Source organism: Streptomyces sp. NPDC047022 (genome assembly GCF_040644155.1).
GTDB lineage: Bacteria > Actinomycetota > Actinomycetes > Streptomycetales > Streptomycetaceae > Streptomyces.
Genome location: NZ_JBEYVV010000009.1, coordinates 67,179 through 87,715 on the forward strand (window position 1 = coordinate 67,179; position 20,537 = coordinate 87,715).

Below are 20,537 nucleotides of genomic sequence, written 5' to 3' on the forward strand. Positions count from 1 at the left end.
GGGGCTTCGTGGGGATCGAGAGCGACCGCCTGGTCTTCGACTACCTGAGCCGCGTCGGAGACCTGGCCCAGCAGCGCCAACTGCCATCCGCCGCGCGCATGCGCCTGGTGTCGGAGCTGCGCAACGAGATCGACCGGCGCCGCGCGAAGTCCCCGGTCGACAGCCCGGCCGCGGTCCGCCGCATCCTCTCCCGCCTCGGCACGCCTGACGAGGTCGTGACCGCCGTGTCGGAGGACGCGCCGGGCGAAGCCCCGGGAAGCCGTCCCGCCGCCGTGCCCGTCCAGCGTTCGAAGGGCACCGGCTCCGAGGACCGCCCGAAGGGCTTGCGGCGCGTCGTACCCCGCCCCCGCCAGGCCGCCGCTTCCCCTTCGGTGGACGCGGACACCTCCCGGAGCGCCGCTTCCCCGCCCCACCTGGCCGGAGCGCACGAACTGGGCGACAGCGCGGGCCAGGGGGACTGGTGGCGTGCAGAGGGCGGGTCGGGCGGGGCGTTCGGACTCGGTGACGAGGTACCCGGGTTCGTGGGCGGTGTGGAGATCCCCGAACTGCTGAAACCCCCGCCGGGCGACGCGCCGAAGCGGGAGGCGGACCTCGAGCAGCTGGAACCGGAACCGGCCATGGAGGCAGCCGCCGAGGAGACCGCGGCCCCGCGCCGCCGGCTGCCCCGGCTCACCGCCCGGCGCAACCCCCTGCTGCTTCTGGCCGCCGTGCTGCTGGTCGCCGGCGCGGTACTCGGCAATTTGATCGCCCTGGGCCTCGGCTGGCTGATCGCGTGGGCGTCCCGGCGGCTGACCGCCGCCGAGTCCAAGTGGGCGGTCATGGGCATGCCGGGCCTGGTCGCGGGCGCCGCCCTCGTCTGGCTGTGGGGCCGCACGGACGGCCGCTGGGGCACCCCCATCGCGGAGGGCCACATGGGCGACGCGATCGCCCAGACCTGGCCGTGGGTGATCCGGGGAGCCGCGGTCGCCTCGGCGCTGTATCTGACCTGGCGTTCACAGCGCAGGGGCTGATCCGGCCCTGGGACAATCGTTCCCATGGCCCCTCGCGCACTCACGGTCGGCTTCGACCTAGACATGACCCTGATCGACTCCCGGCCCGGTATCCATGCCTGCTACCGGGCGCTTTCCGCGCGTACGGGGACGTACATCGACGCCGATCTGACCATCACCAGGCTGGGGCCGCCGCTGGTCGAGGAACTGGTGAACTGGTTCCCCGCGGAGCAGGTGGACGCCATGGCCGATCTCTACCGCGAGATGTATCCGGCCATCGCGGTCGCGGCGACGCCCGCGATGCCCGGGGCCCGGGAGGCGATCGAGGCCGTACGGGCGGCCGGGGGGCGCGCGATCGTCGTCACCGCCAAGTACGAGCCGAATGCCAAGCTGCACCTGGAGCACCTGGGGATCGAGCCCGACGCGGTGATCGGGGACCTGTGGGCCGAGCGGAAGGCGGAGGCACTCGTCGCGCACGGCGCGGCGGTCTACGTCGGGGACCATACGGGGGATGTGCGGGGGGCCCGTACCGCGGGCGCGCTGTCCGTCGCCGTCGCCACCGGGCCCTGTTCCGCACAGGAGCTGCGCTCGGCGGGGGCGGATGTGGTTCTGGGTGACCTCACCGAGTTCCCGGCGTGGCTCGCCGGGTGACCTGCGGCGCGGCGGGGAGTTTTCTGCGCGCCTCCCCGTGCCCCTGACGAGGCGCGTTGTCGACCGAGGGTACGTCGTAGCTCGCCGCGCCCGCGCGACGGAGCCCTGCACCGGCTGGGCTCCGCACCCCTGCCGGGCGGGCCCTACGGGTGGTCTCCGCGGGCTTGTCTGCGGCCCTGAGCGATCGACCGGAGCAGGCCCGCGCCGGCCATCAGGAAACCCACGGCCATGAGCATGCTCAGGTCGTACATGTACGTCGGGAAAGGCTTCGTACCGAGCAGCAACGGGGCCATGGTGACCAAAGTGGACACCACCCCGGCGAAGAACACGATGGCACCGGCACGGATCAGCCAGTCGCCGGCCGCCGAGGAATTCGCTTGGGTTTTGTCACGCACCGGACCAGGGTAGTTCCCTGCGCGAGGAACAACTCGGCGACGTCTTGTCACGGGCCCCAGGACCATTAGCCTTGGTACCGGCGGGCCGTGCGGCCCGCTGAAGTTCTATCTGGCGTAGTTTCCCGAACACTTTGCAGACGCAGTTTCCGACGAGTACGAGGACGAGGACAGACGTGCCCACCGGCAAGGTCAAGTGGTTCAACAGCGAGAAGGGCTTCGGCTTTCTCTCCCGCGACGACGGCGGAGACGTCTTCGTCCATTCCTCGGTTCTCCCCGCCGGAGTCGATGCCCTGAAGCCGGGCCAGCGGGTGGAGTTCGGCGTCGTCGCAGGTCAGCGGGGCGACCAGGCGCTGTCGGTCACGATTTTGGATCCGACCCCCTCCGTTGCCGCCGCGCAGCGCAAGAAGCCCGACGAACTGGCCTCCATCGTCCAGGACCTGACGACCCTCCTCGAGAACATCACCCCGATGCTCGAGAAGGGCCGCTACCCCGAGAAGGCCTCCGGAAAGAAGATCGCGGGCCTGCTGCGCGCGGTCGCCGACCAGCTGGACGTCTGACCTCGAGCCTGACCCCGCCCTTGACGTGAGGCTGATACCCGTCAGGGGAAAGCGAGCGCGTCCGGGCCGAGGGGCGGTACGAGCCCCTCGGCCGCCGCACGTGTGAGCAGCCCCCTGACCGCGGCGTAGCCGTCCTCGCCCAGGTCGGCCGTGAACTCGTTGACGTACAGCCCGATGTGCTGGTCCGCCACCGCGGGGTCCATCTCCTGGGCGTGCTCCATGACGTAGGGGCGCGACACCTCGGGGTCCTCCCAGGCCGCGCGCACCGACGCCCGGGCGGACTCGGCGAGCAGCTTCAGCCTGTCCGCGCCCAGCGAGCGCTTGGCGATGATCGCGCCCAGGGGGATCGGCAGGCCGGTCGTGTACTCCCAGTGCTCGCCCAGGTCGGCCAACTTGTGCAGCCCGTAGTTCTGGTACGTGAAGCGCGCCTCGTGGATGACGAGTCCGGCGTCGACCTTCCCGTTCCGTACGGCGGGCATGATCTCGTGGAACGGCATCACGACGATCTCCCCGACCCCTCCGGGCACGGTGTCCGCGGCCCAGAGGCGGAAGAGCAGATAGGCCGTCGACCTCTCGCTCGGCACGGCGACCGTCCGTCCGGTGAGCTCGCCGGCCCCCGGCTCCCGGGTGAGCACCAGCGGACCGCAGCCGCGGCCCAGCGCGCCGCCGCACGGCAGCAGGGCGTACTCGCCGAGAACGTACGGCAGGACGGCGTACGACACCTTCAGGACATCGAATTCGCCGCGCTCGGCCATGCCGTTGGTGATGTCGATGTCGGCGAAGGTGACGTCGAGCGCCGGTGCGCCCGGGACGCGGCCGTGGGCCCAGGCGTCGAAGACGAAGGTGTCGTTCGGGCAGGGGGAGTAGGCGATCCGGAGGGGCTCACCGGGGGCTGCGTTCATGCTGCTTTCCAACTCTCCAGCTCTCCAATACGGGCGCCAGCTTCCCGAACCCCTCGGTGAGGGCCGCGAGGGCGTCGCCGATGCGCCAGGCGGCACGGTCGCGGGGGCCGACAGGGTTGGACACGGCACGGACCTCCACGGCGGGCGTGCCGTGCGCGGCGGCTGCCTCGGCGACGCCGAAGCCCTCCATCGCCTCGGCGAGCGCGTGCGGGTGCCGGGCGTGCAGCTCGGCGGCGCGTGCGGCGCTTCCGGTCACGGTCGACACGGTGAGTACGGCGCCGGTGCGCGCGCCGGTGGCGCCGGCGAGGTCCCGTACGAGTGATTCCGGGGGCCGGTGGGCGGAGGTGCCGAAGCCGAGCTCGGCGACGGGCAGGAAACCGTCCGGGGTCTCGGCACCGAGGTCGGCGGCGACGATCGCGTCCGCGACCACGAGAGAGCCGACGGGCGCGTGGGGTGCGAAGCCGCCCGCGATGCCAGTGCAGACGACGAGGTCGTAGGGGGTGCCCCGCAGGGCCGCGGCGGTGAGGGCGGAGGCGGCGGTGGCCGCGGCGAGACCGGGCCCTACACCGGCGGCGAGGAGGTCGAGGGCCACACCGGTGTGGCCCTGGCCGCCGATGCGGTGCAGCACCGCGCCGGGGAGCGGCACCTCGATCGCCTGGGTCGCGAACGCCCTGGCCACCGCGTCCCGTTCGGCGGGGACGGCGGTGGCCACCAGGGTTCGTACGGGGGACGTGGTCAGGACTTCTTCTCGAACTTGAAGGACCACAGGCCCGTCACGTTGTTCTCGCCCTGCTTGATGGAGACGGTCGTCGCGTTGCCGCTCGCCCCGTACTGAGAGTTGAAGAACACGCTGCCCGGGATCGTGCGGTAGGTCTCCTTGCTGGACTCGGTCAGCGGCTGACCGTTGAGCAGGATCGTCCAGCCCTTGTCCGCGATGCTCGGGTCCACGCCGAAGCGGACCGTGTCGTCGGAGGCGACCTTGATCGACTTCATGTCCTTGGCCGTGAGGCACTTCGCCAGGTCCGCGGGCGGGACCACCTTGCCGTCGTTGTAGCACGCCGTCTGGGTGCTCACCGAGTTCGTGCCGACCGTGACGGTCGCCAGCGGCGTCGGCTTGTTACAGGCGGACAGCAGGAGAAGTCCGGCGGAAACGGCGCCGAAGGCGGCTACGGCGCGGCGGGAACGCAGTGCGGTCATGGCCGAAGGCTATCGGGCGCGTCCAGCCCGCTCCCCACCTGGGGTGTGCGACGTGCCGGGTGGTGGTGCGATCAGGTGCCCGGGCGCTCCGCTGGGGGGCGGGATTTTGCGCGGTTCCCCGCGCCCCTGTCGGGGGGTGTCCGGGTGTGTTGTGATCTGCGGGCCACTGTGGCTGTTCGCGCGGTTCCTCGCGCCCCTGTTCGGGTGGTTCGGTGCGTTCTGGACTGCGGGTGCGCTGTGGGTTTGCGCAGTTCCCCGCGCCCCTTGGGAGCGCGCTTCGCGCGCATGCATTGCGGGGGCCCGTGTGTCGGCGGAGCCCGGCGTCCGTCTGCGGGGTCGTTGTGGCTGGTCGCGCAGTTCCCCGCGCCCCTTGGGGGCGCGCTTCGCGCGCATGTCTTGGGGGGAGCCGGGTGTCGGCAGAGGTGCGGGCCTCTAGAGGAGCGTGCCCCGGGGGCGGGGCGTGGTGCCGTGGCGGGCCGAGGCGAGCAGGCCCCGGATCGTTGTCAGCCAGCCTGTCGCGACGATCGCGGCACCCACCGCGAGCCCGAGTACTCCGTTCAGCGGCAGCACGATGCCGATCGCCCCGCCGAGCACCCAGGCCATCTGCAGAAGGGTCTCGGAGCGGGCGAAAGCGGACGTGCGCACCAGTTCCGGCACGTCCCGCTGGATCAGCGCGTCCAGCGACAGCTTGGCGAGAGCCTGCGCGAACCCGGCGACCGCCGCCAGACACGTCACCAGGAACGCGCCGAAGAAGACGGCCGCGATGATCGCGGCGCCCAGCACGAACGCCACGACCGTCACGATGATCATTTCCGGGGCGCGGGATTTCAGCCAGGCGCCGACGGCCGTGCCCAGCGCGTTGCCCGTGCCCGCCGCGACGCCCACGATGCCCAGGGACACCGCCGCGCTCTCGCCGGTGAGCGGGTGCTCGCGCAGCAAGAACGCCAGGAAGAAGATCAGGAAGCCGGACAGGCAGCGCAGGGCCGCGTTGGCGCCCAGGGCATGGGTGACCGCGGGGCCGACCGTGCGCAGACCGGGGCGGCGCTGTGCCGTGGTGCGGCGCGCGCCGTGGAGGTGCTCGGCGTCCGCGGCCAGCAGCGCCCGGTCCTCGCCTTTGGCGGAGTCGACCTTCGGCGGCAGCGAGAAGGACAGGAACGTGCCCACGGCGAAGATCACGAAGGCGCCGTACAGCGGCCAGGAGGGGCCTATGGTGTGCAGCCCGGCGCCGATGGGCGCGGCCATGCCGGTCGCGAGCAGACCGCTGAGGGTGACCCGGGAGTTGGCCTTCACCAGGGAGAAGCGGGGCGGCAGCAGCCGGGGCACCACGGCGCTGCGGACCACGCCGTACGCCCTGGACGCGACGAGGACGCCGAGCGCTGCCGGGTACAGCTCCAGGCCGCCGGTCGCGACCGCTCCCGAGATGATCAGCGCGAGAAGGGCGCGGGCGAGCATCGAGCTCGCCATCGCGGCCCGGCGGCCGTGCGGGAGGCGGTCGAGGAGCGGGCCGATCACGGGTGCCAGGAGCGTGAACGGCGCCATGGTGATGGCGAGGTAGAGCGCGACGCGTCCGCGGGCCTCGTCGGTCGGTACGGAGAAGAAGACCGTGGAGGCGAGGGCGACGGTGATCATGACGTCGCCGGCGCCGTTCACGGCATGCAGTTCGATCAGCTTGCCGAGGCCGGACTCGCCCGCCCCGTGCGCGTGGGTGGCCTTGCGGATGCCCCGCGCGGCTCCGGTCACCGGCAGGTGCAGGGCACGGCCGATCGCGCGGACGGACCCGCCCAGCCGGCCCGAACCGCCACTCCGGCTGCGCCCCTTGACCCCGCCGGCCCCGGCGGTTCCATGGGACGACCTCGCGGCTGCCACCCCGTCATAGTGCCCCGAGAACGGCGGGGCTAGTGCGGTTATCGCCTCGTACGGGGGCGAGTGGCGTTCTCCTCGCGTCCCCTCGCGCCTCCTCGCGTCTCGTCCGGAGTGCGGGACCGGCGGCGGTGCCGCTCCGAGGGGCCGGGGACCGTGCGGCAACGCGCCTGGCCGGGCACGGAGGGCCGGGTCCGGCGCCTTGCTGTGAGCCGGCTGTGAGCCCCGCTGAAACCGAGCCAGCGACTCGGTGTGGGCGCAGCGGCCCGGAGAAGGTAGCGTGCGTAGCGCGCCGTGGCGATCGTTCTCGGCCGCGCGCCTCTCATCCATCCCGCAGAATGGGTGGTGTAGGTGCGCCCGAGCGCGATCGGGCGCGGACGTCGACGCGGCCCCCTGGTCCGCTCCGTCCGCTCCCCCAGCCGAGGAAGGGCGCACCCGTGAGACGGCGTAGGAGAGAAGCGATACCTGTGAGCGCAGCGACAACGCGAAGCCGCACCCCCGACCGCCTGTGCGCCGAGGCAGTCGACCTCGCCCGTGCCGCCGCCGAGGAGGCCGCCGCGCCCGGCGTCGTCGGCGAGCACGTGGGGATGGTGTCCGAGGGCGATCGCGTTGTCACGCACTTTTTCGAGTGCAAGGAACTCGGCTACCGGGGCTGGCGCTGGGCGGTGACCGTCGCGCGGGCGTCACGTGCCAAGGTGGTGACGCTGGACGAGACGGTCCTCCTGCCCGGCTCCGACGCGCTGCTCGCGCCGGAGTGGGTGCCGTGGAGCGAGCGGCTGCGCCCGGGGGACCTCGGTCCCGGCGACCTGCTTCCGACGGACGCCGAGGACCTGCGCCTGGAGCCCGGGTTCTCCGGTGAGGACGCGCCCCCGCCGAGCGCCGCGGTCTCCGGAGAGATGGCGGAGCTGGTCGAGGCGGAGGACGCGGAGGTGGCCGGAGGCGTCCCGGCGAACCTGCCGTTCGCGCCGACGCGCGGTTCGATCGCGTCCGTGGCGGAGGAACTGGGCATGCGACGCGCCCGGGTCCTGTCCCGCTACGGGCTGCACACGGCGGCGGACCGCTGGGAGGACGCGTTCGGGGCGAGAACCCCGATGGCCCAGGCGGCACCCGCGACCTGCGTCAGCTGCGCGTTCCTGGTGCCGGTCGGCGGATCGCTGGGGCAGGCCTTCGGCGTGTGCGCCAATGAGTTCTCTCCCGCGGACGGCCGCATGGTCTCCCTGTCGTACGGCTGCGGAGCGCACTCGGAGGCGGCGGTGATGCCGAAGACGCCGCAGCCGGCTCCGCCGGTGGTGGACGAGACGAGGGTGGAGCCGTTCCCGCTGCGGCCGTCTCCCGACTCGGGCTCGGTGCCGGCCGTCTCCGACGAGGCCGCGGCGGAGTTGGGACACTCTTGACCCGGCGGCTCGCGGGCGCCGGGTACGTCGTCGCCCGCGGGTGCGTGGTGGGTTCTGCGCGCGACCGAGTCACCGCACGGTTCGGCTTTCCGCCGGGACAGGGCACTGTCGGCTCCAGCGAGTAGCCTCCGGGGAGTGGAGCGCCCTGAAGGGGCGCGGGGCTGTCTCGGTATGCGGCTCCGCCGCGCGGGCGCGACCAGCCAGAACGGACCCGCAGGTGATGAACCGCAATTCCCGCGGAGCGCTTGGCTTCGGCGGCACGCCGATGAGGAGAGTGAACGTGAGCAAGTTCGTGCGGCCGGCAGCGGAGGGTGCGGACCCTTTCGGGACGGCGCGACTGCGACGCGGCGTGCTGGACGCCTGGGTCACCAGCCCGGCCCGGTTCCGTGAGGACGCCAACGCCGAGGAGGACCTGGTACTCGGCGGGTACCGGGACCGACTGGTCGTGGAGCTCGCGCAGAACGCCGCCGACGCGGCGGCCCGGGCGAAGGTCCCCGGCCGGCTGCGGCTCACCCTGCGCGAGGGCGTGCTCATCGCCGCCAACACCGGCGCGCCGCTGGACGCGGCCGGCGCCGAGTCGCTGTCCACGCTGCGGGCCTCCGCCAAGCGCGACGCCCACGAGAGCGCCGTCGGCCGCTTCGGCGTCGGCTTCGCGGCCGTCCTCGCCGTCAGCGACGAACCCGCGGTGGTCGGACGGCACGGAGGCGTGCGCTGGTCCCTGGCCGAGGCCCGGCAGCTGAGCGCCGAGACCGCCCGGCACAGCCCCGGCCTCGGCGACGAGATCCGCCGCCGTGACGGACATGTGCCGCTGCTCAGGCTGCCGTTCGCCGCCGAGGGCACCGCCCCGGACCCGTACGACACGGCCGTCATCCTGCCGCTGCGCGACGCGGCCGCCGCCGACCTCGCCGAGCGGCTCCTGACCACCGTCGACGACGCCCTCCTCCTCGCCCTGCCCGGCCTCGAAGAGGTCGTCGTGGAGATCGAGGGCGCGGCCCCCCGCACCCTGAGCCGCCGCGCCGACGGCACAGACACGGTCGTGGAGGACTCCCGGGACGGCACCACCCGCTGGCGCACCGCCGAGGGGAGCGGCCCGCTCACCCCGGAGCTCCTCGCCGACCGCCCGGTGGAGGAGCGGCTGCGCCCCCACTGGTCCCTCACCTGGGCCGTCCCAGTGAACGCCGACGGAACCCCCGCCAGACCGCGTACGGCACCGGTCGTGCACGCCCCCACCCCGAGCGACGAGGCGCTCGGAGTGCCCGCCCTGCTCATCGCCTCGTTCCCGCTGGACACCACCCGCCGACGTGCCGCTCCGGGACCGCTGACCGACTTCCTGGTGGAGCGCGCGGCCGACGCGTACGCCGAACTCCTCGCCTCCTGGCGCCCGGTGACCTCCGGCATCATCGACCTGGTCCCGGGGCCGCTCGGCAAGGGCGAACTGGACGGGGCCCTGCGCCGGTCCATTCTCGAACGGCTCCCGCGCACCGCCTTCCTGCCCCCGGCGTCCGACGCGTCCGGCCAGGGCGACGACTCCGGGCTGCCCGAGGCACTGCGCCCGCGCGACGCCGAGATCGTGGAGGGCGCCGGCGCCGACACGGTGCGCGTGCTCGCCGAGGTGCTGCCGAGCCTTCTGCCCGCGGGACTTGAACGGCGCCCGGAGCTGCGGACGCTGGGCGTGGCCCGCCTGCCGCTGACGGAGGCGGTCGACCGCCTCGCGGGCCTGGAGAAGGAGCCCGGCTGGTGGTGGCGGCTGTACGACAGCCTGGCCGGGGTCGACCCGGACCGGCTCTCGGGGCTGCCCGTGCCGCTGGCCGGGGGCACCGCCTCCGACTCCTTCCAGGCCGCCCCGACCACCATCGGACCCCGGCAGGTCCTGCTGCCCACCGTGGACGGCCCGCCGGTGGCTCCCGAGGCCCTCGCCCGGCTCGGCCTGAAGATCGCGCACCCGGATGCCGCCCATCCCCTCCTGGAGAAGCTGGGCAGCCTTCCGGCCACCCCGCGTGCCGTGCTCACGACCCCTCAGGTGCGGGCCGCCGTCGCCGCCTCCCTGGACGACGAGGGCCCCGGCTGGGACCAGGAGGGCCTGGACGCCGAGGAGTTGGCCGACACCGTGCTCGCCCTCGTCCGGGACGCCGGGCTCGAACCCGGTGACGAGCCGTGGCTCGGCGCCCTGGCCCTGCCCGACGAGGACGGCGAACTCGCGCCCGCAGGGGAACTGGTCCTGCCCGGGAGTCCCTTCGCGAGCGTCATGAGCGAGGGCGAACTCGCCTTCGTGGACGCCGAGTACGCCGAGCGCTGGGGCGAGCAGCCGCTGGCCGCCTGCGGGGTGCTCGCCACCTTCGCCCTCGTCCGCGCCACGGACGTCGTCCTCGACCCCGACGAACTGGAACCCCGCGACGCGGACTTCGCCGAACCCGACGACGCCGGGCTGCTCGACGCCGTGGACGTGTGGTGCGAGGACGTCCTCGACCGGCTGCCGGACACCCCCGTGCCGCCGGTGGCGACCGAGATCGTCGCCGTACGCGACCTCGACCTCGTGGACGACGACCGCTGGCCCGAGGCCCTCGCGCTACTGTCCCGGCCTCCGCTGCGGGACGCGCTCACCCAGCCGGTGCGCATCCTGCTGCCGGACGGCACCCACGAGATCGTGCGCCCGTACACGGCCTGGTGGCTGCGCGATCACCCGGTGCTCGACGGGCGGCGGCCCGCCGGTCTGCGCGCCGCGGGCGGCGATCCGCTGCTCGCCGGCCTGTACGACGAGGCCGACGCGACCGGCTTCGACGACGAGCAGGTGCTGCGCGCCCTCGGCGTGCGGACGACGGTGGCCGCCCTGCTGGACGAGCCGGGCGGCGCCGCCGAACTGCTGGACCGGCTCGCCGACCCCGGTCGTCAGGTATCGGCCGCCCAGCTGCACGCCCTGTACGGGGCGCTGGCCGATCTGGACCCGGAGCAGGTGACCCTGCCGGACGAGTTGCGCGCGGTGGTCGACGGCCGGGTCGCCATCGTCGATGCCCCCGACGCGGTGGTCGTGGACTCGCCCGATCTGCTGCCCTTCACCGAGGGTGTTCCGCTGCTGCCCGTCCCGCCGGCGCGCGCCGCCTACCTGGCCGAACTGTTCCAGGTGCGGCGGCTGAGCGAGTCGGTGTCGGGCGAGGTCACCTCACAGGGCGTCGAGCACGAGGTGCCGGAGTCCGTACGGGTACTGCTCGGGCCCGCCGCCCTGACGTCGTACGCCGAGCACGAGGAACTCGTCGTGGACGGTGTGGAGATCGACTGGCGGCTCACGGCGGACGGTGTCCTGCACGCCGCCACCCTGGAGGGCGTCGCCGCCGGGCTCGCATGGGCGGCGGCCCAGTGGCCGCGCCGATTCGAGGTGGCGGCCCTGCTGGAGGATCCGTCCCGCACCGAGGAACTGGCCCGGGACCGCTGGTTCGACTGAGCGGTCACCGCCAAATCCGCTTGCCGATCCGGCAGTTCCCACCGGCAGGATGAGTACCGTGCAGAGTAATTCCAGGAAACGATGGACCAGCGCGCGCCGTGGCACAGGATTGGTTGTGCTCACGCTCGGTGTCGTTGCCGCAGTGTGCGTGGGACCCGGCGCCTACGAATCATGGCGGGACAGCCGTTCGCTGGACCAGGCTTGTGACGGCACCTTGGCCCAGGGAGGGCTCCGGGCCGCCCTGCATTCCTCGCACATCCGTGCACGCCCCGATGAGCAAGGGGGGGACTACATGTCGTCCTGCCTGGTCAACAGGCCGGACACCGGTCAGCACGGCGGGGCCTTGGATGTGCGCATACGCTGGAGCAGCGACGAGGTCCCGTCCGGTGCCCAGGTCTGGTACGAGGGCAGTGACGACGATTTCAGGGGACGGGCCGCACCTCTGGGGGGCGGCTGGCCGGGCATCGTCAGGGCTGACGGGGACGCTCAGGTCATCGTCGCGCTCGACTGCCGCAATCAGAAGAACAAGGCGCTCGTCGTTCAGGGCGACCTCGTCTCGCCGCCGCAGGACACGAGGCGGGAAGGCACCGTGGCCGACGGCCTGGGCCGGGTGACCGCGGAGACGGCCCTGAAGGCGGCGGGCAGATATGGATGCGAGGCGAGTGGCGGCGGGAAACTCACGCAGGTGAGGGTTCCGGACCGGCGCACGACCGGAAGCACGGAACCCGTGGAGAAGGCCGAGGGGTCGTGTTCCGCCGTGCGAGGACTCTCTCGCCAGGCGACGGCGGCCGGGGTTCCGGACATCATGGAGTATCCGGCGGATTCCCGTGCGCCGCAGGTGAACTGCTATCTCCTCACGCCCGGCAAGAAGCCGGGCTATGGCCTGTACGCCTATTACGGCGCCGTCGCCAAGGACTTCCGGGTGAGTTCCTATGGCGGCGGTTCACGATTCACCGGCAAGGACACCGCCTGGGCCACCGCGCGATGCCCTCAGTACGCGGAGCCCGCCAGGTTCGCGCTGTACCGCCTCCACGAACCCGGCACCGACCGCGACGCGTATTCCGTCCGCGCCTACTCCGCGGACTTCGCCGAAGCCGCGCTGAAGTCGTTCGCCGACGACGAGGCGAAGCGGCGTGGCTGCACCGATGTGCGGATGGTGTCCGGTCCGGCGGTGTAGGCGCTGCCGGGGCGGCCCGGGTCACGGTCCCGGACCGCCCGGGCCGGTCCCAGGTAGCGCGACGACAAAGTGATCAGATCTTGTACAACCGTCGGGCCTGGTCACGGATCTGATGTCACGAGTCAACAGACTCACCAGACACTCGGGCCCCACGTGAAGCCAACCCGTGGGTCCCTCTCTCCCATTTGGGGAACGCATGCGCATTCGCGCCACTGTGGCCGCCGTCTCCGGCGCCCTGGCCCTGTCCGCTCTTGCCCTGCCGGCCGCGCACGCCGCCGGTACCGCCGCGCCTTCGTACCAGGAGGGCGCCGCGAAGGTTCTGCGCGCCGCCCGTGCCGCCCACGGCATGTCCGCGTTCACCGCCGCGAAGCCCGCCACTGGCCGGCCCTACGCCCTGCACGCCACCTTCTCGAACCTCAAGATCGGCAAGGCGTACAAGGTCGGCACCACCAACCATGTCGCGCTCTCCGTCTCGTACACGCTGACGCATGGCACCGAGGTCAACATCAAGGCGTCCGACTTCGCCACCGGCCCCTACATCTACAAGGGTGTGAGCAGCAACCCCAGCAAGGTGATCTTCGGGGACGACGCGGCCACCTGCACGGCCACCTCGTCGACCGTCGCCGTCTGCAAGGGCGACATCGACATCCACCCGTCCGACGGCCTCCTCGAGAACGCGGACGCGGGCTCCTGGAACGTCGGCGCGCTGGCCATCAAGTGGAACGGCCAGCAGGGCAAGGCCAACCCCGACCTCTCCAAGGTCGGCGTCGCCGAGAAGGGCGGTCTCGGCAGCACCCTGATCCAGCGCAACGCCACGCTGACGACCGACGCGTCCCCCGAGCCGGTGAAGAAGGGCGCGACCATCACGGTCAAGGGCAAGCTGTCCCGCGCCAACTGGGAGACCGGCCACTACGGGGCGTACGGCAGCCAGTCGGTGAAGCTGCAGTTCGCCAAGAAGGGCAGCACCACCTGGACGACACTCGAGACCGTCAAGGGGGACAGCGCGGGCAACCTGAAGACCACGGTCAAGGCGTCCGTGGACGGCTCCTTCCGCTACTCCTTCGCGGGTAACTCGACCACCTCGGCGGTCACCTCGGCGTCCGGCTTCGTCGACGTCAAGTAACCACCCGGCAGTACGGCAGTACGGCAGTACGTCACCGCGTCACCGCGTCACCGCGTCACGCCGGGAAGCGGCGGCCGACCCACTTCCACAGAAGTTCCAGGACGGCCGCCGCCACCGCCGCGACACCGACGGCGATCCATGGAATCGCGACCCCGACCAGCTTCAGCGCGAAGAAGTGCTGGAGCCAGGGCACGATCAGCACGAACAGGAAGGCCACGCCCATCGCGGCTACCAGGAGGATCCGCCACCAGGTGTAGGGCCGGGCGACGATGGCCAGCACCCACATGGAGATCAGGAAGAGCGTGAGGGTCGCCGCGCTGGTCTCCGCGTCCAGCGAACCCGGGCCCGTGTAGTGGTGGCGGGCGATCAGATACGTGATGAAGGTCGCGACGGCCGCCACGGTGCCGCCCGGGACCGAGTAGCGCATCACCCGTCGTACGAAGTGCGGCCGGGCCCGCTCCTTGTTGGGGGCCAGCGCCAGGAAGAAGGCCGGGACGCCGATCGTCAGGGTCGACAGCAGCGTCAGATGCCGGGGCAGGAACGGGTACTCCACCTGCCAGCACACCACCAGCACCGCGAGCAGCACCGAGTACACCGTCTTGACCAGGAACAGCGTGGCGACCCGCGTGATGTTCCCGATCACGCGCCGGCCCTCCCCGACGACCGCCGGCAGCGTGGCGAAGCTGTTGTCGAGCAGCACGATCTGTGCCACCGCCCGGGTCGCCTCCGAACCCGAGCCCATCGAGACACCGATGTCGGCGTCCTTGAGCGCGAGCACGTCGTTCACGCCGTCGCCGGTCATCGCCACCGTGTGCCCGCGCGACTGGAGCGCGCCCACCATGTCCCGCTTCTGCTGTGGGGTGACCCGTCCGAAGACGGTGCCCTTGTCGAGCGACTTCGCCATCTCGTCCTGGTTCGTGGGCAGCCGCCGGGCGTCCAGGACCTCACCCGCGACGCCGAGCTTTCCCGCCACCGCTCCCACGGAGACCGCGTTGTCGCCGGAGATCACCTTGGCGTGGACGTTCTGGTCCGCGAAGTAGCGCAGGGTGTCGGCGGCGTCCGGACGCAGCCGCTGCTCCAGGACGACAAGGGCGGTGGGCCGGGCGCCCGATGCGACCTGGGAGTCGTCCAGGTCCCGGGAGACACGGGCCAGCAGCAGCACGCGCAGCCCCTGCTCGTTCAGCCGCTCGGTCTCGGACAGGGCGGGGTCGTCGGGGTCCAGGAGGACGTCCGGGGCGCCCAGCAGCCAGGTGCTGGACTCTCCGTCGCCCTCGCTGAACGAGGCGCCGCTGTACTTGCGCGCGGAGGAGAAGGGCATGGCCTCGGTGCAGCGCCAGTCCTCGCTGTCGGGGTAGGCGTCGATGATCGCCTGGAGGGAGGCGTTGGGGCGCGGGTCCGACTCGCCGAGCGCACCGAGGACCTTGCGTATGTACGTCTCGTCGGCGCCCTGGAGCGGGCGCAGTTCGGTGACGTCCATGCCGCCCTCGGTGAGCGTGCCCGTCTTGTCGAGGCAGACGGTGTCGACGCGGGCGAGCCCCTCGATGGCGGGCAGCTCCTGGACGAGCACCTGCTTGCGCCCCAGCCGTATCACCCCGATGGCGAAGGCGACGGAGGTCAGCAGGACGAGCCCTTCGGGAACCATGGGCACGATGCCGCCGACCGTGCGGGCCACGGAGTCCTTGAAGTCGTTCTGCTTGGCCACGAGCTGGCTGATGACCAGGCCGATCGCGGTCGGGACCATCATCCACGTCACGTACTTGAGGATGGTGGAGATACCGGTGCGCAGCTCCGAGTGGACCAGGGTGAAGCGGGCCGCCTCCTCGGCGAGGAGGGCGGCGTAGGCCTCGCGCCCCACCTTGGTCGCTCTGAAGGCGCCGCCTCCCGCGACGACGAAGCTGCCGGACATGACGGGATCGCCGGACCGTTTGACGACGGGGTCGGCCTCTCCGGTCAGCAGTGACTCGTCGATCTCCAGGCCGTCGGTCTCGACGCAGGTGCCGTCGACCACGATCTTGTCGCCGGGGCCGATCTCGATGATGTCGTCCAGCACGATCTCGGAGGTGCCGACCTCGGCGGTCATCCCGTCCCGGCGCACCGTCGGTCGTGCCTCGCCGATCACGGCCAGCGAGTCCAGGGTCTTCTTGGCCCGCCATTCCTGGATGATGCCGATACCGGTGTTGGCGATGATCACGTAACCGAAGAGGCTGTCCTGGAACGGCGCCACGAACAGCATGATCAGCCAGAGCACGCCGATGATGGCGTTGAAGCGGGTGAAGACGTTCGCACGGACGATCTCGCCCAGGGAGCGGCTGCTGCGGACGGGTATGTCGTTGACCTCACCGCGGGCGACCCGCTCGGCCACCTGGGCGGCGGACAGCCCCCGCGTCGGGCCCGGCACCGGGAAGGGGTGCACAGGGTCGAGCTCGGCGCCCGCGTCGATGTGCGTCATGCATTCGACGGTACGTGCGGTAGGGCACGTTCACCCGCTGAGCGGACGGTGCTGCGCGGGCTACCGTCCGTCGGCCGCCGCGGCCCGCTTGATCGCCGCGTCACGCCTGCGGACGTACCAGACGCCGATGCAGCCGAGGCCCGCGCCCGCGAGGCAGGTCCACAGCCACCAGGTGTGCCCGTGGTCGTGGAACCAGCCGTAGAACGGCAGCTGGGCCAGGAAGAGGACGAACCAGAGGATCGTGCCGCCGGTGATGGTGGCGACCACGGGGCCCTCAAGGGGCTCCGGCGCCTCGTGCTTGGGGGTCCACTTCGCCATGCGAACAGCTTACGAGGCGGCCACCCGGGGTCGGCCGAGACCCTGGGCGCTGCGCGCAGCGCGGCCCTCCCAAGGGGTCTACGCGCGGAGATAGCGATCTAGGCCTCATATGTTCATACTGAAACGGTTTGAGTCTGGCCGCTTTTCTTCGTACGAAGTGCCAATGGCTACTCCGTGAGGGGTGTTGGCGATCATTCGGCGATCTTTCAATGGCGAGACTCGATCACGTTTGTCATAGTCCCCTGCACAGTCCCCCGCACCATTGAGGTCCCGCATGCCCACCTCGGCCTCCGCCAAGGTCCCCGCCCCGCAGCAGCCGGGCACCCGGCCGCCGTCCGGCGCTCTCGACCGTTACTTCAAGATCTCCGAGCGGGGCAGCACGCTGTCGCGCGAGGTCCGCGGCGGCTTCGCGACCTTCTTCGCGATGGCCTACATCATCGTGCTGAACCCGATCATCCTCGGCAGCGCGGAGGACATGTACCACCACCACCTCGACCACGGTCAGCTGGTCACCGCCACCGCCGTGACCGCGGCCTTCACCACGCTGCTCATGGGCGTGATCGGCAACGTCCCGATCGCTCTGGCCGCCGGCCTCGGCGTGAACACGGTCGTGGCCCTGCAGCTCGCCCCGCGCATGTCCTGGCCGGACGCGATGGGCATGGTGGTCCTCGCCGGTTTCGTGGTGATGCTGCTGGTCGCCACCGGTCTGCGGGAACGCGTCATGAACGCGGTGCCGCTCGGTCTGCGCAAGGGCATCTCGATCGGCATCGGTCTGTTCATCATGCTGATCGGCCTCGTCGACTCCGGCTTCGTCACCCGTATCCCGGACATCGCGAAGACGACCGTGCCGCTCCAGCTCGGCGGCGACGGACACCTCAACGGCTGGCCGGTACTGGTCTTCATCCTCGGCACGCTGCTCACCTTCGCGCTGATCGTCCGCAAGGTGCCGGGCGCGATCCTGATCTCGATCGTCACGATGACGGTTCTCGCGCTGGTCCTGAACTCGGTCGCCAAGATCCCGTCCTGGGGACTGACCGTGCCCAAGTGGCCCGGCAACCCCGTCGCCAGCCCCGACTTCGGCCTGATCGGCAAGGTGAGCCTGTTCGGCGGCTTCGGCAAGGTCGGTTTGCTGACCGGCCTCCTGTTCGTCTTCACGGTCCTGCTGTCGTGCTTCTTCGACGCGATGGGCACGATCATGGGCATCAGCGACGAGGCCAAGCTGACGGACGCCGAGGGCAATATGCCCGGCATCAACAAGGTCCTCTTCGTCGACGGCATCGCGGTCGCGGCGGGCGGCGTCAGCTCCTCCTCCGCCACCACCTGCTTCGTGGAGTCCACGGCGGGTGTGGGCGAGGGCGCGCGTACGGGCTTCGCGAACGTCGTCACGGGCGCCCTTTTCGCGGTGGCCCTCTTCCTCACCCCGGTCGCCACGATGGTGCCTTCCCAGGCGGCCACCCCGGCCCTGGTCACGGTCGGCTTCCTGATCCTGTCCAACTCCGTCACGGAGATCGACTGGTCGGACTACACGATCGCCATACCGGCCTTCGTGACCATGCTGATGATGCCCTTCACCTACTCGATCACCAACGGCATCGGCATGGGCTTCATCACCTTCGCCGCCCTGCGCCTGGCCGCGGGCCGTGGACGCGAGGTCCCGGTGGCCCTGTATGTGGTGGCGGCGGTGTTCGGCTTCTACTACCTGATGCCGGCGCTGGGCCTGACCTGATCTTCAGGGCCTGCCTGATCAGGTGACCCCGTAGAACCGCTCCGTCTCCTCGACGGCGGCCTGGAACCGTTCGTCGAAATCATGTCGAGTGAGCGTCCGGACGACATAGTCCTGGACGCTCATTCCTCGTTTTGCGGCATGTTCCCGGAGCCTGTCGAGCAGCTCCCCGTCCATCCGCACGCTGAGCACGCTGGTCCCCATGGCACGAGGGTTGCCCGCCCCGGGCCGCCGACACGTCACGTTCCGCTGCTTTGTCACTCATATGAGTGATGTGCGCGGAGCGGCTGTTTCGGTGCCGGGCGAGGGAACAGAGGCTCGGAAGTGGTCGGCGTCACCCATGAGGCGGCGCGCTCCGGTGGTCCTTAGGGAAAGTAATGAGTTATGCTAAAGAGCATGGCTGACCTGACCCATGGCGACGACGTTGCCGCCGTGAACGCTCTCCGCTCCGCTGTGATGCGCCTGTCGCGCCGACTGAAGCATCAGCGCGTCGACGAGTCGCTGAGCCCGACCGAGATGTCGGTGCTCGGCACCCTGGCCCGCTGCGGCTCCGCCACGCCGGGCGAGCTCGCCCGCAAGGAGCACGTCCAGCCGCCGTCGATGACCCGCATCGTGGCACTGCTGGAGAGCAAGGGTCTGGTCCAGCTCGAGCCGCACCCCGAGGACCGGCGCCAGAAGGTGGTCACCCAGACCGAGCGGGCCGAGGCGATGCTCGAGGAGAGCCGTCGCAAGCGGAACGCGTTTCTGGCCGGACTGATCGAGGGCCTGGACGAGGACGAGTGGGCGAAACTCCGCGCCGCCGCCCCCGTCCTGGAGAAGCTCGCGCACCAGTGACCGTCGCGGTCCCATCCGCGCACGTTCGAGCAGTCAGCACCGTCAGCACCGTCAGCACCGCCGACGCGGTCGGCAGCGTCAAAGCCGTCACCACGCCGTCATCACAAGGAGGCGAACCCTTTTGAGTTCGGGACCCGGAACAGCTTCCGCCCCCGCACCAGCCACCCACGACTCCCCGCCCGCCCCCGGGACCCTGCCCCGGCAGACCCGCACCGCTGTCGCCGAACGGGCGACGGGGTCCGCGTCCCGCAGATCCACGATGTTCAGCTCGCTGCGCATCCGTAACTACCGCCTGTTCTTCATCGGCCAGGTCGTCTCCAACACGGGCACCTGGATGCAGCGCATCGCCCAGGACTGGCTGGTGCTCAGCCTGACCGGCTCCTCCACCGCCGTCGGGTTCACCACGGCGCTCCAGTTCCTCCCGATGCTGCTGTTCGGCCTGTACGGCGGCGTCCTGGTCGACCGCCTCCCCAAGCGTCCGACCCTGCTGGTCACCCAGTCGGCGATGGGCGCCACGGGCCTTGTCCTGGCCCTCCTCACGCTCTCCGGCCAGGTCCAGGTCTGGCACGTCTACGTCGCCGCGTTCGCCGTCGGCCTCGCCACGGTGGTCGACAACCCGGCCCGGCAGACCTTTGTCTCCGAGATGGTCGGCCCCGGGCAGCTGCAGAACGCGGTCAGCCTGAACTCGGCGAACTTCCAGTCCGCCCGGCTGGTCGGGCCCGCGGTGGCGGGCGTCCTGATCACCGGGGTCGGTACGGGCTGGGCCTTCCTGCTCAACGGCCTGTCCTTCCTCGCCCCCATCGCCGGCCTGCTGCTGATGCGCTCCCGTGAGCTGCACGTCGTGGAGCGGGCGCCGCGCGCCAAGGGCCAGCTCCGCGAGGGGCTGCGCTATGTGGCCGGGCGCCCGGAGCTGATCTGGCCGACCGTCCTGGTCGGGTTCATCGGCACCTTCGGCTTCAACTTCCCGGTCTGGCTGTCGGCGTACGCGGACGACGTCTTCCACGCGGGCGCCGGTGCCTACAGCCTCTTCAACACGCTGATGGCGGTGGGCTCGCTGAGCGGCGCGCTGCTCGCGGCCCGCCGGGGCACGGCGCGGCTGCGGGTGCTGCTGGCGGCGGCGGCCGTGTTCGGCGCGCTGGAGATCGTGACGGCCGGGGCCCCGTCCCTGTGGCTGTTCGCGCTGCTCATGGTCCCGATCGGCATCTTCGGTCTCACGGTGAACGTCACCGCGAACACGACCGTCCAGATGGGCACCGATCCCGCGATGCGCGGACGCGTCATGGCCCTGTTCATGATGGTCTTCATGGGCGGTACGCCCCTGGGCGCGCCCCTGGTCGGCTGGATCACGGACGTCTACGGTGCCCGGGTCGGCTTCGCCCTGGGAGGTCTGGTGTCCGCCGCGGCGGCGCTGACCATCGGTCTGGTCCTGGCCCGTGCGGGCGACCTGCGACTGTCGGTGGCCTGGAGCCAGGGACGGCCGAGGCTCCGCTTCGTTCCGCGCGAGCCCGAGCCGGCGACGGTGGCGGCGTGAG

The 20,537-nt window shown here is 71.4% G+C and carries 18 protein-coding genes; 10 read left to right on the plus strand and 8 right to left on the minus strand.

Translation table 11 applies throughout. The features are described 5' to 3' along the window. Positions 1-8 precede the first annotated feature (8 nt). Together ABZ845_RS12700 and ABZ845_RS12705 are read left to right on the plus strand one after the other, a co-directional pair. A complete protein-coding gene (locus tag ABZ845_RS12700) occupies positions 9-1,010 on the plus strand; it encodes a hypothetical protein (RefSeq protein ID WP_360977141.1) in 1,002 nt (333 codons plus the stop codon). Positions 1,011-1,034: 24 nt separating this feature from the next. Then, the gene (locus tag ABZ845_RS12705) at positions 1,035-1,640 is read left to right on the plus strand and encodes a haloacid dehalogenase-like hydrolase (RefSeq protein ID WP_360977144.1); all 606 of its coding nucleotides are present in this window, start codon (positions 1,035-1,037) and stop codon (positions 1,638-1,640) included. Positions 1,641-1,783: 143 nt separating this feature from the next. On the opposite strand, the gene ABZ845_RS12710 is transcribed toward ABZ845_RS12705, so the two are convergent. Next, positions 1,784-2,035, minus strand: coding sequence for a hypothetical protein (locus tag ABZ845_RS12710; protein WP_360977147.1), 252 nt, complete (start codon positions 2,033-2,035; stop codon positions 1,784-1,786). 173 nt (positions 2,036-2,208) lie between these two features. Here ABZ845_RS12710 and ABZ845_RS12715 point away from each other — a divergent pair, with 173 nt between their 5' ends. Then, positions 2,209-2,592 carry a cold-shock protein gene (locus ABZ845_RS12715; protein WP_350951219.1) on the plus strand — a complete coding sequence of 128 codons (384 nt, stop codon included), beginning with the start codon at positions 2,209-2,211 and terminating at the stop codon, positions 2,590-2,592. A gap of 41 nt (positions 2,593-2,633) precedes the next feature. Here ABZ845_RS12715 and ABZ845_RS12720 read toward each other — a convergent pair whose 3' ends face one another. The 4 genes from ABZ845_RS12720 to ABZ845_RS12735 form a co-directional block, all read right to left on the minus strand. Then, positions 2,634-3,494 carry a 1,4-dihydroxy-6-naphthoate synthase gene (locus ABZ845_RS12720; RefSeq protein WP_360977151.1) on the minus strand — a complete coding sequence of 287 codons (861 nt, stop codon included), beginning with the start codon at positions 3,492-3,494 and terminating at the stop codon, positions 2,634-2,636. After that, positions 3,475-4,206 (minus strand): futalosine hydrolase, encoded by a 732-nt coding sequence (locus ABZ845_RS12725; protein WP_360977155.1) that lies wholly within the window; start codon positions 4,204-4,206, stop codon positions 3,475-3,477. Before ABZ845_RS12725 ends, ABZ845_RS12720 begins: the two co-directional genes overlap by 20 nt. 23 nt (positions 4,207-4,229) lie before the next feature. Next, on the minus strand, positions 4,230-4,691 hold the full coding sequence (locus ABZ845_RS12730) for a DUF2771 domain-containing protein (RefSeq protein WP_360977158.1): 462 nt from the start codon (positions 4,689-4,691) through the stop codon (positions 4,230-4,232). A 432-nt stretch (positions 4,692-5,123) separates the two neighbouring features. Further along, positions 5,124-6,557: an MFS transporter gene (locus ABZ845_RS12735; RefSeq protein WP_360977161.1), complete on the minus strand. Its 1,434-nt coding sequence runs from the start codon at positions 6,555-6,557 to the stop codon at positions 5,124-5,126. Positions 6,558-7,018: 461 nt separating this feature from the next. Here ABZ845_RS12735 and ABZ845_RS12740 point away from each other — a divergent pair, with 461 nt between their 5' ends. The 4 genes from ABZ845_RS12740 (at position 7,019) to ABZ845_RS12755 (ending at position 13,681) form a co-directional block, all read left to right on the plus strand. Further along, entirely contained in the window at positions 7,019-7,945 is a 927-nt protein-coding gene (locus tag ABZ845_RS12740; RefSeq protein WP_360977164.1) for a DUF3027 domain-containing protein, read from the plus strand. Positions 7,946-8,225: 280 nt separating this feature from the next. Further along, positions 8,226-11,381 carry a molecular chaperone Hsp90 gene (locus tag ABZ845_RS12745; RefSeq protein WP_360977167.1) on the plus strand — a complete coding sequence of 1,052 codons (3,156 nt, stop codon included), beginning with the start codon at positions 8,226-8,228 and terminating at the stop codon, positions 11,379-11,381. 292 nt (positions 11,382-11,673) lie between these two features. After that, complete coding sequence (locus ABZ845_RS12750; protein ID WP_360977170.1) at positions 11,674-12,558, plus strand: hypothetical protein; 885 nt, start codon at positions 11,674-11,676, stop codon at positions 12,556-12,558. Positions 12,559-12,754: 196 nt separating this feature from the next. Continuing rightward, positions 12,755-13,681, plus strand: a complete 927-nt coding sequence (locus tag ABZ845_RS12755) for a hypothetical protein (RefSeq protein WP_360977173.1) — start codon at positions 12,755-12,757, stop codon at positions 13,679-13,681. A gap of 55 nt (positions 13,682-13,736) precedes the next feature. Here ABZ845_RS12755 and ABZ845_RS12760 read toward each other — a convergent pair whose 3' ends face one another. Together ABZ845_RS12760 and ABZ845_RS12765 are read right to left on the minus strand one after the other, a co-directional pair. Then, positions 13,737-16,130: an HAD-IC family P-type ATPase gene (locus tag ABZ845_RS12760; protein ID WP_360977176.1), complete on the minus strand. Its 2,394-nt coding sequence runs from the start codon at positions 16,128-16,130 to the stop codon at positions 13,737-13,739. Positions 16,131-16,190: 60 nt separating this feature from the next. Beyond that, positions 16,191-16,448: a DUF2530 domain-containing protein gene (locus tag ABZ845_RS12765; RefSeq protein WP_360977179.1), complete on the minus strand. Its 258-nt coding sequence runs from the start codon at positions 16,446-16,448 to the stop codon at positions 16,191-16,193. Between the two features lie 274 nt (positions 16,449-16,722). Between ABZ845_RS12765 and ABZ845_RS12770 the strand changes: the two genes are divergently transcribed. After that, positions 16,723-18,174 (plus strand): NCS2 family permease, encoded by a 1,452-nt coding sequence (locus ABZ845_RS12770; protein ID WP_360977182.1) that lies wholly within the window; start codon positions 16,723-16,725, stop codon positions 18,172-18,174. A gap of 18 nt (positions 18,175-18,192) precedes the next feature. On the opposite strand, the gene ABZ845_RS12775 is transcribed toward ABZ845_RS12770, so the two are convergent. After that, the gene (locus ABZ845_RS12775) at positions 18,193-18,375 is read right to left on the minus strand and encodes a ribbon-helix-helix protein, CopG family (RefSeq protein WP_360977185.1); all 183 of its coding nucleotides are present in this window, start codon (positions 18,373-18,375) and stop codon (positions 18,193-18,195) included. A gap of 192 nt (positions 18,376-18,567) precedes the next feature. Between ABZ845_RS12775 and ABZ845_RS12780 the strand changes: the two genes are divergently transcribed. After that, a complete protein-coding gene (locus ABZ845_RS12780; RefSeq protein ID WP_360977188.1) occupies positions 18,568-19,005 on the plus strand; it encodes a MarR family transcriptional regulator in 438 nt (145 codons plus the stop codon). 121 nt (positions 19,006-19,126) lie between these two features. Continuing rightward, positions 19,127-20,536 (plus strand): MFS transporter, encoded by a 1,410-nt coding sequence (locus ABZ845_RS12785; RefSeq protein ID WP_360977191.1) that lies wholly within the window; start codon positions 19,127-19,129, stop codon positions 20,534-20,536. Position 20,537 lies beyond the last annotated feature (1 nt).